The following is a 14,455-nucleotide window of genomic DNA, read 5'->3' on the forward strand; positions in this document are numbered from 1 at the left end:
ACATGAGTCTTATAATAGAAAAAAACAATGAGAAGGAATAGTAGAAAGAACCATGTGATAGAGAGCGTATGGCTGGTGGAAATACGTACAGAAGCTTTTGAACTCGCCTTTAAGTTACTTTTTTGAACAAACCAAGTAGGAAAAGTCGGTGACGATCGTTAAGACGTTTGAGGTTAAGGTGACGGTGACTGACCGTTTCTTTGACGAATTTAGGTGGTACCACGTTGCATTTGTATGTTCACGTCCTATAGGAATTTTTCCTATAGGACTTTTTTTTATCACTAAGTGGCTAGTTTAAGTCAGAATAGTGACAATGGCTGCAGGTGGCAAATTTTAAGAATGAAAAATTTTATATTACTAGGAGGAATAACATGAGCTACAATCACAAAGAGATTGAGAAAAAATGGCAAAAATATTGGGCTAAGAACAATTGTTTCAATACATTGGACGACCCAAATAAAGAAAAATTTTATGCACTAGATATGTTTCCCTATCCATCTGGACAAGGCTTACACGTAGGTCACCCGGAAGGCTATACAGCAACCGATATTCTTTCACGTATGAAACGTGCGCAAGGCTATAATGTGTTGCATCCAATGGGCTGGGATGCGTTTGGTTTGCCAGCAGAGCAATATGCGTTAGATACAGGAAATGACCCAGCTGAATTTACTAAGAAAAATATCGAAACATTCCGTCGCCAAATTAATTCACTAGGATTCAGCTATGATTGGAATCGTGAAATTAATACCACTGATCCTGAATATTACAAATGGACACAATGGATATTTACAAAATTATATGAAAAAGGGTTAGCTTATGAAGCAGAAGTTGCGGTTAACTGGGTCCCTGAATTAGGAACTGTTATTTCAAATGAAGAAGTCATTGATGGAAAAAGTGAACGTGGCGGTTATGATGTGGTTCGCCGACCAATGCGTCAATGGATGCTGAAAATTACTGCTTATGCAGATCGCTTATTAGAAGATTTAGAGCTTGTTGATTGGCCAGAGAGTATTAAAGATATGCAACGAAATTGGATTGGACGTTCTGAAGGAGCCAATGTGACCTTTAAAGTCGCTGGCACAGAAGAAAGTTTCACGGTGTTTACAACCCGTCCTGATACCTTGTTTGGTGCAACCTATACTGTTCTAGCTCCTGAACTAGAACTAGTGAAAAAAATTACGACACCTGAACAAACAGCAGCTGTAGAAGCATATATTGAAGAAACCTCAAAAAAATCTGATTTAAATAGAACGGATTTAGCAAAAGAAAAAACAGGTGTTTTCACAGGTGCGTATGCTATAAATCCAGTCAATGGCCAAGAAATTCCAATTTGGATTGGCGATTATGTTTTAGCAAGCTATGGCACAGGCGCAATCATGGCGGTCCCAGCACATGATGAACGGGATTACGAATTTGCGAAAACATTTGGCATTGATATCCTACCAGTAATCGCAGGTGGCGACATTACAACAGAAGCCTATACAGGGGATGGACCGCATATCAATTCTGATTTCTTAAATGGATTAAACAAAGCAGAAGCCATCGCTAAAATGAATGAGTGGCTAGAAGAAAATCACGTAGGGAAAAAAGAAGTATCTTATCGTTTACGTGACTGGTTATTCTCTCGTCAACGCTACTGGGGTGAACCAATTCCTGTGATCCATTGGGAAGATGGAACAACCACAACGGTTCCTGAATCTGAGTTACCTCTACGTTTACCAGTAACATCGGATATTCGCCCAAGTGGAACTGGGGAATCGCCATTAGCAAACATTGATGAATGGGTCAATGTCGTCGACCCTGAAACTGGCATGAAGGGAAAACGTGAAACGAATACTATGCCACAATGGGCTGGAAGCTCTTGGTATTACTTACGATTCATTGATCCTCATAATAAAAATGAAATTGCTGATTTTGAAAAATTAAAACGTTGGTTACCAGTTGATATCTATATTGGTGGTGCCGAACATGCGGTGCTGCATTTACTTTATGCTCGTTTTTGGCATAAATTCTTATATGATATTGGTGTGGTTCCTACCAAAGAACCTTTCCAAAAATTATACAACCAAGGTATGATTTTAGGAGAAAACAACGAAAAAATGTCTAAATCACGTGGCAATGTTGTAAATCCCGATGATGTGGTGGCTAAATATGGTGCGGATACGTTACGTCTTTATGAAATGTTCATGGGCCCATTAGATGCTTCCATTGCTTGGAATGAAAATGGATTAGAAGGAAGTCGTAAATTCTTAGATCGCGTTTGGCGTCTGATTGTTGATGAAGAAGGCAAAATGCGTGACCGAATTACCACAATTAATGATGGCCGTTTAACGAAAGTTTATCATCAAACGGTTAAAAAAGTGACAGAAGATATGGCAAACTTGCACTTTAATACAGCGATTTCTCAATTAATGGTTTTTGTGAATGAAGCCAATAAAGTGGATGCCTTACCTTATGAATATGTGGAAGGATTTGTCCAATTACTTGCGCCAATCGCGCCACATATTGGTGAAGAACTATGGCAAATTTTAGGTAACGAGGAAAGTTTAACTTATGTCCCTTGGCCAACCTATGATGAAACGGCCTTAGTAGAAGATGAAGTGGAAGTAGTTTTCCAAGTGAACGGAAAATTACGTGGCAAACAAAATGTCGCTCGTGGGTTAAGCAAAGAAGAATTAGAACAAATTGCAATGAACCATGAAGCTGTTAAAGAATTTATTGAAGGAAAAACAGTGCGCAAAGTGATTGCTGTTCCAGATAAATTAGTAAATATTGTTGCAAATTAAGTTTACATGTTTTTATTAAAAAAAGAGCCGGACGTATCAAAACGTCAGGCTCTTTTTAAGGTTGTTTTGTTTTACCTTTTTGATTCATATGTTCTTTACATGTGATTGTTATGACTGAAAGCAAGGCGATGAAGAGAAAAAAGTAACCAAGCGGCGTACAGAAAAAGGCGGGTTCTTTTAAAAGTCCATCGCTAGATAATGTTGATCCAACTAAAATAGAGATCATAAATAATAAAAGACTAATCAAGCCAAGAAATAAGCTAATACGATATTTTTTCAACTTCAGTTCCTCCTTTAATGAACTATCACTAAGATAAATCAAAAAGGTTAACTTTTTTTTAGGCAACTGTTAAAACTTAGATAAGAAATCTATTTTCTAAGTTTGTCGTTGTTGGTAATTGGTTAAGATCATACGTGAAAAGGGACCGACAATCAGCAATTGATAAGGAAGGGCAACAATAAAGTTCAGGCCCCAAGCTTGGAAATACGCACTTAGTGACAACGTCTGGCCTTCCATTAATAAGCCAAATAAAGACATACAAGTCACCATGCTGATAATCATGAGACTCGAAATGGTCAGAATAAGTAATAGCCGTTTTTCTTTATTAAAGGGTAAAGAAAAAGCGATTTTCTTAGCTAAGACACCAACGATGAAAACATCTAAAATAAAAGCAACGATAAATCCAGGAAGCAAACCTTTTGATAAGGCGTACAATGAAAATTCTCCATGCAATAATAAATTATAGGTGCTCATTCCGAAAACCATCAGAAAGCACATTAACGTAGTAAAAAGCATTCCTTCTTTTTTATTAGTAGGCATTTTTTTCTCCTTTCATTTATTGAGAGTAATGATTGTTCTAGGCAGAAAAGGACAAATTCTCTCGACTTTTACTAGTGTAGCAAAAATAAAAGTTCTTCATAAGTTAGAATTTGCTAAATTTTCTATGTAAATTTAAAATTATAAAATAGTTGAATTTTGTAATTTTGAATGTTAAATTTAAGTGAAAGGTATTCTAAATTACAAAAAAACGTTTTTTTGTAATTTAGAATAAGAAAAGAGGGGTATAATGACATATAAATTACTAAAAGTAGATTTTTATAAAAATAGAGATTCTTTTGAAAAGAAATATCAAGAACGTTTAAATTTTGATTCTACTTTACAAACTAAGTTATTTATCCACCCATTTGACAAAGAAGAACGGAAAACAAAAGAAACCTATGAGTTATTCTACGTTCCTTTACTTCAACACAGCGTATTACAAGAAAAAATTATGAAAAATTCTCAAGAAATAATGAGATATATACATAAATTACCAAAAATTGTACAAAAAAATATCTTTTTTTATCAATTGATTGAAGAGATACAAAGTACGAATGAAATTGAAGGGGTTAAAAGTTCAAGAAAAGATATTAGCAAAGTTTTACACAAATTAAATGCTAATTCAACTGAAAGATTTCAGGGCATTGTAAACATGTATAAAGGTATTGTGACTGATAAAATGCTAAAAATAGAAACATTAGGTCAATTTAGAGAAATCTATGATGAACTCTTTAAAGCTGATATCCAAGAAGAAGACTATCCAGATGGTTTATTATTTAGGAAATCTGTTGTGTATATCAGTGATAAAGACAAAGTTGTTCATCAAGGTAGTTCCAACGAAGAAAGTATTATAGCTGATCTAGAAAAACTTATCCTTTTTATGAATCAATCAGCACTACCAAGCTTACTTAAATGTTGTATCAGTCATTACTATTTTGAGTATATTCATCCCTTCTATGATGGGAATGGACGAATGGGCCGTTTTTTGATGTCTAACTATCTCTCTAGAAAATTGGATCCACTGACAGGATTGACTGTTTCCAATGCCGTAATCCATAATAAGAGAAAATATGAAAAAGCTTTTTCCGAAGTCACAAATCCAAGAAATAGAGGAGAAGTAACTCTTTTTGTTCAGACGATGTATGAATTTATCTTATTAGGACAAACGGAAATTTTAGAAGAGCTGAGAACATGGACTAATCAGTTGAAAAGAGCCACGCAATGGTTACAACATTCAGAGTTACCTGAAGATGAATGTAGTGTTCTATTTTTATTAATTCAAGCACATATGTTTAGAAATGGCACCGAAAGTGTGTCGATTAAAGAGATTCAAGAAAATCAAAACTGGTCCTACGGAAAAGTTAAGCGAATAACGGAAACATTAGAAAAACAAGCGTATATTCAAGTTCAAGGAAAGAAACCGAAAACGTATCGAATCACTCAACAATTTGAAGAAACAATTGGATAAAAAAATCCTGAAACTCTCGATTTTGAGAGCTTCAGGATTTTTTATTGGTCAACTTTTAATGATTTGTAACATCCTCTCCAAACCATTTTTGAGAAATTTTACTAAGGGTGCCATCTTTTCGCAACGTTTCAAAGGCAGTATTGATTTTTTGGACTAATTGATTGTCTGATTTGCGGACGCCCACAGCAAAATCTTCATTGTCATAGCCTACATGAGAAATAGTATAGTTTTTTAAATTATCTTCGTGGGAAAGATAGTAGTTGGCGTAGACGCGATCAATTAGGAGCCCATCAATTCGGCCAGATTTTAAATCTAAGAAAGCTTCATTAAAGCCGTCATATAAAATAGGCGTTTGGTCTTTAACAAATTTTTTCAAAACGTCGGGCTGACTTTCGAAGCCATCATAGCCAGAAGAGCCGTTTTGAACCCCTAAAATTTTGCCTTGCATGTCGCTCGCTGTTGCAATGTTTTTTTCTTTTAAAGAAACAAGTACTTGATCGTTCGTCATGTAAGGTTGTGTGAATTGAACTTTTTCGGCCCGCTCGCTCGTTTTAGTGTAGCCGTTCCAAATAAGATCAATGGTTTGATTTTGTAATTCTGTTTCTTTCATAGACCAATCAATCGGTTGGAAGTCAACGGAAATGCCATAAAGTTTAAAAACCGCTTTGGCTAAGTCGACATCAAAGCCGACAATTTTGCCTGATTTATCTTGAAAACCCATGGGCACAAAGGAGTCATCTAAGCCAATAATAATCCGTTTTTCTTCGTTAATCCGTGTCCATTGATCTTCGTTGCTTTTTCTTTTACCACAACCTGCAAATAGGAGTAAACTACAACAGATAACCAGCAAGGCTAAAGAATATTTCTTTTTCATCATAAACTCCTTTCTATTGGACGGAGGCAACCGTCAAAAGATTGTCTGCAATTTTTTCAGCGAAAGCCATATCGTGGGTCACGACAATCTGTGTCATGCCTTGTTTCCGTAAATCTAAAATAACTTCTTCCACTTGTTGGCGTAAAGCTGGATCTAGCGCGCTCGTTGGTTCATCGTACCCAAGAACTTTTGGCTTCATTGCTAAGGCACGAGCAAGTGCAACTCGTTGTTTTTGTCCACCGGAAAGTTGGTACGGATAGAGTTTTTCTTTACCAGCCAAGCCCAATTTTTCCAGTAATTCTAAAGCTTCTTGCTGACTTTTTGCTTTTTCTTCTTTTAGTACTAATGTAGGTGCTAAGGTAATGTTTTCTAAAACTGATAAGTGAGGGAAAAGTTGGAAATCCTGGAAAACGACCCCAACCACTTGATCGGCATTGTCCATTTCAGCAGGATTGAAAGGAACACCATCCAACAAAAGCTCACCAGAATCAATGGTTTCTAAACCAGCCAAACAACGAAGTAAAGTGGTTTTTCCGCCGCCTGAAGGACCAACAATCGTTAAAATTTTACCCTCTGGAATTTCTAAATTTAAGTGATCAATAATGGTCCGGTTGTCAAAATGTTTGGTTAAATTTTTAATAGTTAACATGGTAGAGTCCTCCTATTTATAATATTGATAGAATTTTTCAATTTTCTTAGAAGCAACAGTCAAAATTGCCGTAAAGAGTAAATAAATCACTCCCACTAAAGCTAATGGCACTAATGTAACATCGCGGCTCATCGCAATTTTACCAGCACGTAAAAGATCGCCTAAGCCAAGAACATAAATAAGAGAAGTATCCTTGACCAAATTGATAATTTCATTTCCTACGGAAGGCAGCACGATTTTAACAACTTGTGGCAAAATAATCCGAGTGACTGTTTGAAAACGTGTTAAACGTAAAACCTTAGCAGCTTCATATTGACCTTGGGGAATTGCTTGAATCCCCCCGCGGAAAATTTCAGCAAAGTACGCAGCATAATTTAAAATAAATGCGAATAAGGCCGCATCGTAACGTTCAAAGACAATACCAATTAATGGTAAGCCGTAAAAAACAAAAATCAATTGTAACAATAGCGGAGTGCCGCGCATTAACCAAATGTAGAGGTTAATTAAGTAACGTAAAGGTTTAAACGAACTTTGTAAAATAAAGGCAATGATGATCCCCAGTGGAATCGAGCCAAGGAGCGTAAAGAAAAAGACTTTCAGTGTCATGCCAGCTCCGCTAACTAAAGCAGGTAAAATTTCTAAAATATAATCCATCATTTTTTCCTCCAACAATTTTTATTAAAAAACAAAAAAGCCTCTTGGCTGTGAGCCAAGAGGACGAATCGCATTCGTGGTGCCACCTCAATTTACTTATCTTTCACAAGATAAGCCTTATGTAGTTGCGTTGACAACTACTCTCTGTTAACGATAGAGTCACCGGTTTTTCTTACTAAAGGATTCAGAAAAACATCTTTTAGGTGTGAGTAAAGAAGAATCCATCTTTTTCTTTCAGCCAATGAAAAAGTCTCTGTAAAGGAAGAGCTAAATTACTATGTCCTAAGCCTTGATTGTAAGTATGAAATTGTTCGAACGGAACAGAAAACCTGTTGCTTTTCTAGCTTATCCCATTAAGCATATAGAAAAGAGGACAACAGACTTGAGCAGTTGAGGCACTCTCTCAGGTTGAAAAGCGCATCTAAAAAAACAAAAAAGTCCTTTGGCTGAATAGCCAAAGGACGAATAATCAATTATCGTGGTTCCACCTTAGTTTATTCGTGTTTCGCAACACGAACCTTATGAAGTTCATAACTTCGCCTGTTAACGAGTGGTCCCGGACTTTCCTACTAAGGGTTCAAAAAGTCAACTCCCAGATGTGGTTCGCTGTTTCTTTACGTCTTTTTCCACCAACCAAAGACTCTCTTCACTAAAGGAAACAGTTACTCTTCTGTTCTCTGTTTTTCAATACTTTACCACCAGAAAAAATATCTGTCAACTCTTATTCTTAAAAAAATATTTTTCTTTCAAAAAGTAAGTGCTGAAAAAGGACAAATGTATGGAAAATCATGTAAAATGTAGGTAAGTTGTTTGAACAGAAGGAGGAGTTTTGGTATGAAACAGAAAAAGTGGTTAATCGGACTTGTTGCACTGGGCTTGGTTTTAGCAGCATGTGGAAGTGGCGGTTCGAAAACGACCTCAAACGAACCAGCTACACAGAAAATTAACGTCGCATCTGGTGGTGAACTCTCGACATTAGACAGCGCTCATTATACAGATGTCTATAGTTCCGATATGATTGGTCAAGTAGTTGAAGGCTTGTATCGACAAGATAAAAACGGAGATCCTGAGCTAGCTATGGCGAAAGCAGAGCCACAAGTTAGTGAAGACGGGTTAGTCTATACATTCAAGTTACGAGAAGCAAAATGGACAAACGGGGATCCAGTTAAAGCAGGGGATTTTGTAGTTGCGTTTAGAAACGTGGTCGATCCAGCATATGGTTCAAGTAGCAGTAATCAAATGGATATTTTTAAAAATGGGCGTGCGGTGCGGGAAGGACAAGCCACGATGGAAGAATTTGGTGTCAAAGCAATCGATGACCAGACACTAGAACTAACATTGGAAAATCCAATTCCTTATTTAGCCCAAGTCTTAGTTGGAACACCTTTTATGCCTAAAAATGAAGCCTTTGCCAAAGAAAAAGGTACTGCCTATGGGACTTCTGCAGATAATTTTGTTGGCAATGGACCGTTTGTAATTTCAGGCTGGGATGGCAATTCCGAAACTTGGAAATTGAAGAAGAATAATCATTATTGGGATAAAGAACACGTAAAATTGAATGAAATTGATGTTCAAGTAGTGAAAGAAATTGGCACAGGAGCCAATCTTTTTGATAATGGCGATTTAGATTACACTGTTTTAGCAGATACTTATGCACTTCAGTATAAAGAGTCAAAACAAGCGCATTTTGTACCTAAAGCCATGGTGGGTTATTTAAGCCCAAATCATCGCCGTGAAATTACCGGCAACGAACATGTTCGAAAAGCTTTTTTACAAGCGATTGACAAAGAAACTTTTGCAAAAGAAATTTTAGGAGATGGCTCGACAGCTTTAAATGGTTTTGTACCAGCTAATTTTGCAAAAAATCCAGATACAGGTGAAGATTTCCGCAAAGAAAATGGTGATTTATTGCCATATAATATTAAAGAAGCCCAAGCTAACTGGAACAAAGCGAAAGAAGAGTTGGGCAAAGATAAAATTGAATTGGAACTAATCTCAGCGGACTCAGCGATTGCCAAGAAAACCATTGAATTTGTTCAAGGGCAATTGCAACAAAATTTACCAGGTTTAACAATCAAATTAAAATCATTGCCTTTGCAAAATCGTTTGGATTTACAAACAGCAGGTAATTACGATTTAGCCTTTGGAACATGGACGCCTGATTATGCTGACCCCATTAACTTTTTAGAATTTTATGACTCAAAAAGTGGCTTAAATACTTCTGGTTATAACGATTCAGCGTATGATGCGGGTCTCCAAAAAGTTAGAAAAGATTACGCCAATGAACCTGAAAAACGCTGGAATGAATTACTAAGTTTAGAAAAAACATTAATTGAAAAAGATGCCGGTGTTTTACCCTTATTCCAAGGAGCCATTGGTTACTTGAAATCAGATCGCTTACAAGGTTTGCAAGTATTTTCTTTTGGTCGCACAGTATCCTATCGTTTAGCTTATGTAGAAGAATAAATTGACTTCTGAAAAGTCCTATCTTTTGAAAAAGTCTGCTTTCTGTTTTATCCTTAAAGTAGGAAAATTAACTAAAAAAATCAACTATGAAAGGTAGGTTTTTCAAATGTTTAGCTTTCTATGGGCATTAATTGTCGGAGGAATTATTGGCGCAATTGCTGGCGCAATTTTAGGAAAAGACGTGCCAGGTGGCATTATTGGAAATATTATCGTGGGCTTTTTAGGAAGTTGGGTAGCATCACTCTTGTTGCCTTCTTTAGGACCAGTCATCGGCGGTTTTCCAATTATCTCAGCGTTGCTAGGAGCGATTATCTGTATCGCAATTTACTCTTTTATTGTAAACCGCAAGGCGTAAAATTGTATCAAAATGATATCTTGAAAAGCATCATAAAACTTGTGAAGGTTGATCAAACCATTACTTTTGATGTCTTTTCTCTCATATTTTAAGTCTATGACAAAAATCTCTTTGGATTTTTGTCATAGACTCTTTTTTTTTAAATATTTATTATGAGAATTTCCTGCGTTAGACTGCTTATTTTTCATTTATTATTCATTTTTGATAAAGGAAGTTTTGTTGGATAAAGTGAATAGCTCAAGGCTCAACAAAAATAAAGAAAAAATTAATATGTTAAGTTCAAGGTGAGTGAAATTCTGCTCTCATAATACGCCGTTTTATTCATTAAACGATAGTTGAAAAAAATAAGTGCCCTTGTTATTCTTTGAATTAAACTAATGGGGGCGAAAAGCATGGAATCGTTAAAAAGTAATCTTTTTTTGACCAGAGAAGCATATTTGGAAGCTTTTGAAACAATCATGACACCTTTAAAAACGGCTATTTTAACATCAGAAAAACCTGGCGTGAATTTTGGGTCCAGTGGTGCTGTCTATGATCAGCAACATGCTGAAATGGAAGCGCTCATTCGACCATTATGGGGAATTGGACCGTATTGGGTTACTTGTAAAGATGATGTTTTAAGAGATGCTTATGTGGAAAAATTAATCGCAGGAACTGATCCGTCATCCCCAGATTATTGGGGCGTTATTGTTGATTATGATCAATATATTGTGGAAGCAGCAGCATTATCTTTAACTTTATTGCTTCATAAGACATATTTTTGGTCCTGTTTTTCTGAGAAACAGCAAGAAAATATCATGGTTTGGTTAAATAAAGCACTTGGTTGTAAAATTCCTAAAAATAATTGGACGTTTTTCAAAGTGCTCATTCGTCTGGCACTCGAGGGATGTGGACAAGTGATTAACCAAGCGGAACTAGAGGAAGAATTGGCGTTGATTGAATGCATGTATTTAGGTGATGGTTGGTATATGGATGGTAAAACTACGCAAAGAGATTATTATATTTCGTTTGCTTTTCATTATTATAGTTTGATTTATGTCAAATTTATGCGAGAAAGAGATCCTATTCGTGCGAAACGTTTTACAGAACGAGCCGTTATGTTCGCGCAGGACTATCTGTACTATTTTGATGAGGAGGGCGAAGCGTTACCTTACGGACGTAGTCAAACGTATCGATTTGCTCAAGGAGCATTTTTCGCAGCTTTGATATTTGCAGAAGTAGAGGCTTTACCTTGGGGACAAATAAAAACGCTGTTAGCAAAACATTTACACTGTTGGATGCAACAGGCTATTTTCACTTATGATGGTCGGTTGTCCATTGGCTATCATTACGAAAATTTAGTAATGGCAGAAGGTTATAACGCACCAGGCTCTCCGTATTGGGCCTTTAAAACATTTTTGTTGCTCGCTGTGGATCAAGACCATCCGTTTTGGCGTGCTGAACCGCTGGCGATAAAACGAGAAGAAAAGCGTTTGATAGAAAAGGGAAACATGTTATTAATCCATCCTAAAATGAAAACGCATGTCCTCGGCTATCCTGCAGGACTATGGCTTGAAAATCAAGCGCATGCCGCGGCTAAATATAGTAAATTTGTCTATTCTAGCCGCTTTGGTTTTAGCGTTCCCAAAGCTGGTGCGCGTTATGAGGAGGGGGCTTTTGACAACGTATTGGCTGTTTCTCGTGATGGTGAATATTTTCGTGTTAAAGGGAAAGTTCATGATTTTTATTTAACAGAGGAGCAAGTTTATTATAAATGGCTACCATTTCAAGAAGTAGAAATTGAAACAACCATTTATCCTTTTGGAGAATGGCATGTTAGAGTACATGAAATAGTGACATCGGTTCCATTAAAAGTGCGCGAAGGAGGATTTAGTCTACCGTTACTTGGAAAATTTTCAGAAAAAGAACTTGGTAAAGAGTGGGCTAGAGTCGATTCAGGAGAATTGGGTTCGCAAATAGTTGCAATTGAAGGGTATGACCACGCAGGTATTCTTCACCCTGAACCCAATACATCGTTGTTTTTCCCAAGAACAAGTTTACCTTATTTGCAAAAAGAGCTACCAATAGGAACGCATCGCCTGATTTGTTTGGTAGGTGGTGTGACAAGGGAGGAATAAAAAATGATAAAAATCGAATTGAAAAATAAAGACAATCAGATTATTACTGGCCGAATCGATCACGAAAAGCCAGAAGCGCCATTCATGGCGGAGGGAGACACGTTAGCGGTATTAGCAATTAAACAGTACCTTTATCAAGTTGGCGATAAAATTGTAGTGACTTATACAGGGGCTACCCCTTATTTGATGGTTCAATTAGATGAAACTTTGGCTCCTTCATTGATTTATCTAAAAGAAAAAGTTTGGGAATATCAAATTCCATTAGAAGAATCTGCTCGAAAAGCTTTTGTTGATACGGCCTTTCATTCAGCAAGGCACCAAATAATGGTTCGACAAGCGCACACGTTTGAAAAAGACAATTATCAAAATCTTTCTATGAATACACATGACCAAAAAGAATATTCAGGAGCCTATCCTCATGCGTATGCAAACGTTGAAACGAGAGACGATGCTGTTTTCTTTGCGAAAAATGCTATTGATTCTAAGTTTGGTAACCTTTCTCATGGCTCTTATCCATTTGCTTCTTGGGGAATTAACCAGCAAAAGGAGGCACAGTTAACGATTGACTTTGGCAGGCCTGTAGAAACGGACTGGATCCGCTTGCTATTTCGGGCGGATTACCCACATGATAGCTATTGGGAGGAAATCACTTTAGCTTTTTCAGATGGTGAGGAACGAGTAGTTGCCACAACGAATACCGCCTGTTTTCAAGAAATAAAGTTCCCAATGAAAACAACACAAACTTTGACATTAAAATGCTTACGAAAAGCGCTGGACTCTTCTCCGTTTCCAGCGTTGACCCAAATTGAAGTATTCGGTCGGAATAAATAACAAGAGGTCGGGACAGAACCGTTTAGCTCTGAGAAATAAGAAGAAATTTCCGAAAATTTCTCTTTGATTTTTGGAGAATTTCGGCTTATTTCCGAAGGAGTTGGTTCTGTTCCCGCCGTTTATCAGTTTTTGAGCGTGGAGCAAAAATCCAAAGTGATTTTTGTCCCACGCTCTTGTTTTTAAGAGAAATAATCAAGAAAGGTCGCTTTTTATTTTCTTTTACGTTATAATACAATAAGTTAATATGTTAACAAGTTAAGGAGTGGTGGAGATGTGTAGTCAAGAAAATAAACAAAGACTGATCTCTCTAGGAGAAAATGTCACAGATGAATGGATTCAAACGCAATTAAATGAATGCGTTTCAAAAATTGCTAAAAATATGCAGCGTTTCGGAACACAGTTTCCTTCAGCTTGTGCTACGAATGGTCGATATCGTCTCAAAGCTAACGATGATTGGACCAATGGCTTTTGGACAGGCATGCTTTGGCTGGCATATGAGTGGTCTCACCAAGAAAAATTTCGTTTACTGGCAATGGAAAATATTGACAGCTTTCAACAACGGTTAGAGGAGCATTTTGTTTTGGACCACCATGACATTGGTTTTTTATATAGTCTATCGGCGGGTGCTGGGTATAAAATTACCGGTGATGAGCGCTGTAAACAAGAAGTGCTAGCTGCCGCTGAAGTATTGTCAGCACGATTCCAAGAAAATGGCTCCTTCATTCAAGCGTGGGGCCATTATGGTGATCCCAAAGAATATCGATTAATTATCGACTCATTAATGAATTTACCGCTTTTATTTGAAGCAACTAAATTATCTGGAAATAGGGTTTATGAGGAAATTGCCTCACGTCACTATCATACGTTAATGAAAACGGTGATTAAATCCGATGCGACAACTTATCATACCTATTATTTTGATCCAGAAACAGGCAAACCAAAACGTGGAGCTACGCATCAAGGACATAGTGATACTTCCATTTGGGCACGAGGCCAAAGTTGGGCAATTTTAGGGATTCCCCTAAACGAAACATTTCTCCATTCCCAACCATTTCCGGAAATTTATCCACAAATAGTGGAGGTTTTTCTAGCTCATTTGCCAGCAGATTTAATTCCCTATTGGGATTTTGATTTTAATGACCAAATGCCATCTGACAAAGATAGCTCGGCACTGGCAATTGCGGCATGTGGTTTATTGGAAGCAGACAAACTACAGGCTTTTCCTCAAGCGAAAGAGCTTGCCAAAGGAATGATTTATCAATTAGGAGAATATTATCGTACGCAAAATGATTCCGAAAATGAAGGACTGCTACTCCATGGTGTTTACGCACATGCAGAAGGAAAAGGGATTGATGAACCCAACTTATGGGGCGATTATTTTTACATGGAAGCCTTAATGCGTTTAGCAAAACCATCATGGCAAAGATACTGGTAA

General features: G+C 37.0%; 12 protein-coding genes and 3 other annotated features. Of the genes, 7 read left to right on the forward strand and 5 right to left on the reverse strand.

Annotation, left to right across the window (positions count from 1 at the left end; genetic code table 11):
• Positions 1-18: 18 nt before the first annotated feature.
• Positions 19-251 (forward strand) — a binding site (T-box leader).
• Positions 252-371: 120 nt separating this feature from the next.
• Positions 372-2,786 carry a leucine--tRNA ligase gene (gene leuS / locus IGJ41_RS03025; protein WP_010706700.1) on the forward strand — a complete coding sequence of 805 codons (2,415 nt, stop codon included), beginning with the start codon at positions 372-374 and terminating at the stop codon, positions 2,784-2,786.
• A 55-nt stretch (positions 2,787-2,841) separates the two neighbouring features.
• On the opposite strand, the gene IGJ41_RS03030 is transcribed toward leuS, so the two are convergent.
• Positions 2,842-3,066 (reverse strand): DUF3955 domain-containing protein, encoded by a 225-nt coding sequence (locus tag IGJ41_RS03030; RefSeq protein ID WP_002383054.1) that lies wholly within the window; start codon positions 3,064-3,066, stop codon positions 2,842-2,844.
• A gap of 96 nt (positions 3,067-3,162) precedes the next feature.
• On the reverse strand, positions 3,163-3,606 hold the full coding sequence (locus tag IGJ41_RS03035) for a hypothetical protein (protein WP_002386980.1): 444 nt from the start codon (positions 3,604-3,606) through the stop codon (positions 3,163-3,165).
• Between the two features lie 247 nt (positions 3,607-3,853).
• Between IGJ41_RS03035 and IGJ41_RS03040 the strand changes: the two genes are divergently transcribed.
• Positions 3,854-5,074 (forward strand): Fic family protein, encoded by a 1,221-nt coding sequence (locus IGJ41_RS03040; protein WP_146101194.1) that lies wholly within the window; start codon positions 3,854-3,856, stop codon positions 5,072-5,074.
• A 55-nt stretch (positions 5,075-5,129) separates the two neighbouring features.
• Here IGJ41_RS03040 and IGJ41_RS03045 read toward each other — a convergent pair whose 3' ends face one another.
• Genes IGJ41_RS03045 through IGJ41_RS03055 form a run of 3 tightly spaced genes read right to left on the reverse strand, consistent with a single transcriptional unit; the run spans position 5,130 to position 7,254 of the window.
• Complete coding sequence (locus IGJ41_RS03045; protein ID WP_002368082.1) at positions 5,130-5,951, reverse strand: amino acid ABC transporter substrate-binding protein; 822 nt, start codon at positions 5,949-5,951, stop codon at positions 5,130-5,132.
• Positions 5,952-5,961: 10 nt separating this feature from the next.
• Entirely contained in the window at positions 5,962-6,597 is a 636-nt protein-coding gene (locus IGJ41_RS03050; protein WP_438713856.1) for an amino acid ABC transporter ATP-binding protein, read from the reverse strand.
• Between the two features lie 12 nt (positions 6,598-6,609).
• Positions 6,610-7,254 carry an amino acid ABC transporter permease gene (locus IGJ41_RS03055; protein WP_002383057.1) on the reverse strand — a complete coding sequence of 215 codons (645 nt, stop codon included), beginning with the start codon at positions 7,252-7,254 and terminating at the stop codon, positions 6,610-6,612.
• Between the two features lie 53 nt (positions 7,255-7,307).
• Positions 7,308-7,550 (reverse strand) — a binding site (T-box leader).
• A 155-nt stretch (positions 7,551-7,705) separates the two neighbouring features.
• Positions 7,706-7,938 (reverse strand) — a binding site (T-box leader).
• A 147-nt stretch (positions 7,939-8,085) separates the two neighbouring features.
• Between IGJ41_RS03055 and IGJ41_RS03060 the strand changes: the two genes are divergently transcribed.
• From IGJ41_RS03060 to IGJ41_RS03080, 5 genes are all read left to right on the forward strand, one after another.
• Complete coding sequence (locus tag IGJ41_RS03060; RefSeq protein ID WP_153854068.1) at positions 8,086-9,717, forward strand: peptide ABC transporter substrate-binding protein; 1,632 nt, start codon at positions 8,086-8,088, stop codon at positions 9,715-9,717.
• A 106-nt stretch (positions 9,718-9,823) separates the two neighbouring features.
• The gene (locus tag IGJ41_RS03065) at positions 9,824-10,072 is read left to right on the forward strand and encodes a GlsB/YeaQ/YmgE family stress response membrane protein (protein WP_002355684.1); all 249 of its coding nucleotides are present in this window, start codon (positions 9,824-9,826) and stop codon (positions 10,070-10,072) included.
• A gap of 377 nt (positions 10,073-10,449) precedes the next feature.
• On the forward strand, positions 10,450-12,189 hold the full coding sequence (locus tag IGJ41_RS03070; RefSeq protein WP_173963793.1) for a DUF2264 domain-containing protein: 1,740 nt from the start codon (positions 10,450-10,452) through the stop codon (positions 12,187-12,189).
• Between the two features lie 3 nt (positions 12,190-12,192).
• Positions 12,193-13,020: a hypothetical protein gene (locus IGJ41_RS03075; RefSeq protein WP_153854066.1), complete on the forward strand. Its 828-nt coding sequence runs from the start codon at positions 12,193-12,195 to the stop codon at positions 13,018-13,020.
• Between the two features lie 271 nt (positions 13,021-13,291).
• Complete coding sequence (locus IGJ41_RS03080) at positions 13,292-14,455, forward strand: glycoside hydrolase family 88 protein (protein WP_104855583.1); 1,164 nt, start codon at positions 13,292-13,294, stop codon at positions 14,453-14,455.

Origin of the sequence: Enterococcus sp. DIV1537a, from assembly GCF_051712085.1 — a bacterium.
In the GTDB taxonomy this organism is placed as follows: Bacteria; Bacillota; Bacilli; order Lactobacillales; family Enterococcaceae; genus Enterococcus; species Enterococcus faecalis.

Coding starts and splice junctions, on each gene's coding strand:
- IGJ41_RS03060 (WP_153854068.1), top strand. CDS start 8,086: ATGAAACAGAAAAAGTGGTTAATCGGACTTGTTGCACTGGGCTTGGTT.
- IGJ41_RS03075 (WP_153854066.1), top strand. CDS start 12,193: ATGATAAAAATCGAATTGAAAAATAAAGACAATCAGATTATTACTGGC.
- IGJ41_RS03050 (WP_438713856.1), bottom strand. CDS start 6,597: ATGTTAACTATTAAAAATTTAACCAAACATTTTGACAACCGGACCATT.
- IGJ41_RS03065 (WP_002355684.1), top strand. CDS start 9,824: ATGTTTAGCTTTCTATGGGCATTAATTGTCGGAGGAATTATTGGCGCA.
- IGJ41_RS03080 (WP_104855583.1), top strand. CDS start 13,292: ATGTGTAGTCAAGAAAATAAACAAAGACTGATCTCTCTAGGAGAAAAT.
- IGJ41_RS03045 (WP_002368082.1), bottom strand. CDS start 5,951: ATGATGAAAAAGAAATATTCTTTAGCCTTGCTGGTTATCTGTTGTAGT.
- IGJ41_RS03035 (WP_002386980.1), bottom strand. CDS start 3,606: ATGCCTACTAATAAAAAAGAAGGAATGCTTTTTACTACGTTAATGTGC.
- IGJ41_RS03055 (WP_002383057.1), bottom strand. CDS start 7,254: ATGATGGATTATATTTTAGAAATTTTACCTGCTTTAGTTAGCGGAGCT.
- IGJ41_RS03040 (WP_146101194.1), top strand. CDS start 3,854: ATGACATATAAATTACTAAAAGTAGATTTTTATAAAAATAGAGATTCT.
- leuS (WP_010706700.1), top strand. CDS start 372: ATGAGCTACAATCACAAAGAGATTGAGAAAAAATGGCAAAAATATTGG.
- IGJ41_RS03070 (WP_173963793.1), top strand. CDS start 10,450: ATGGGGGCGAAAAGCATGGAATCGTTAAAAAGTAATCTTTTTTTGACC.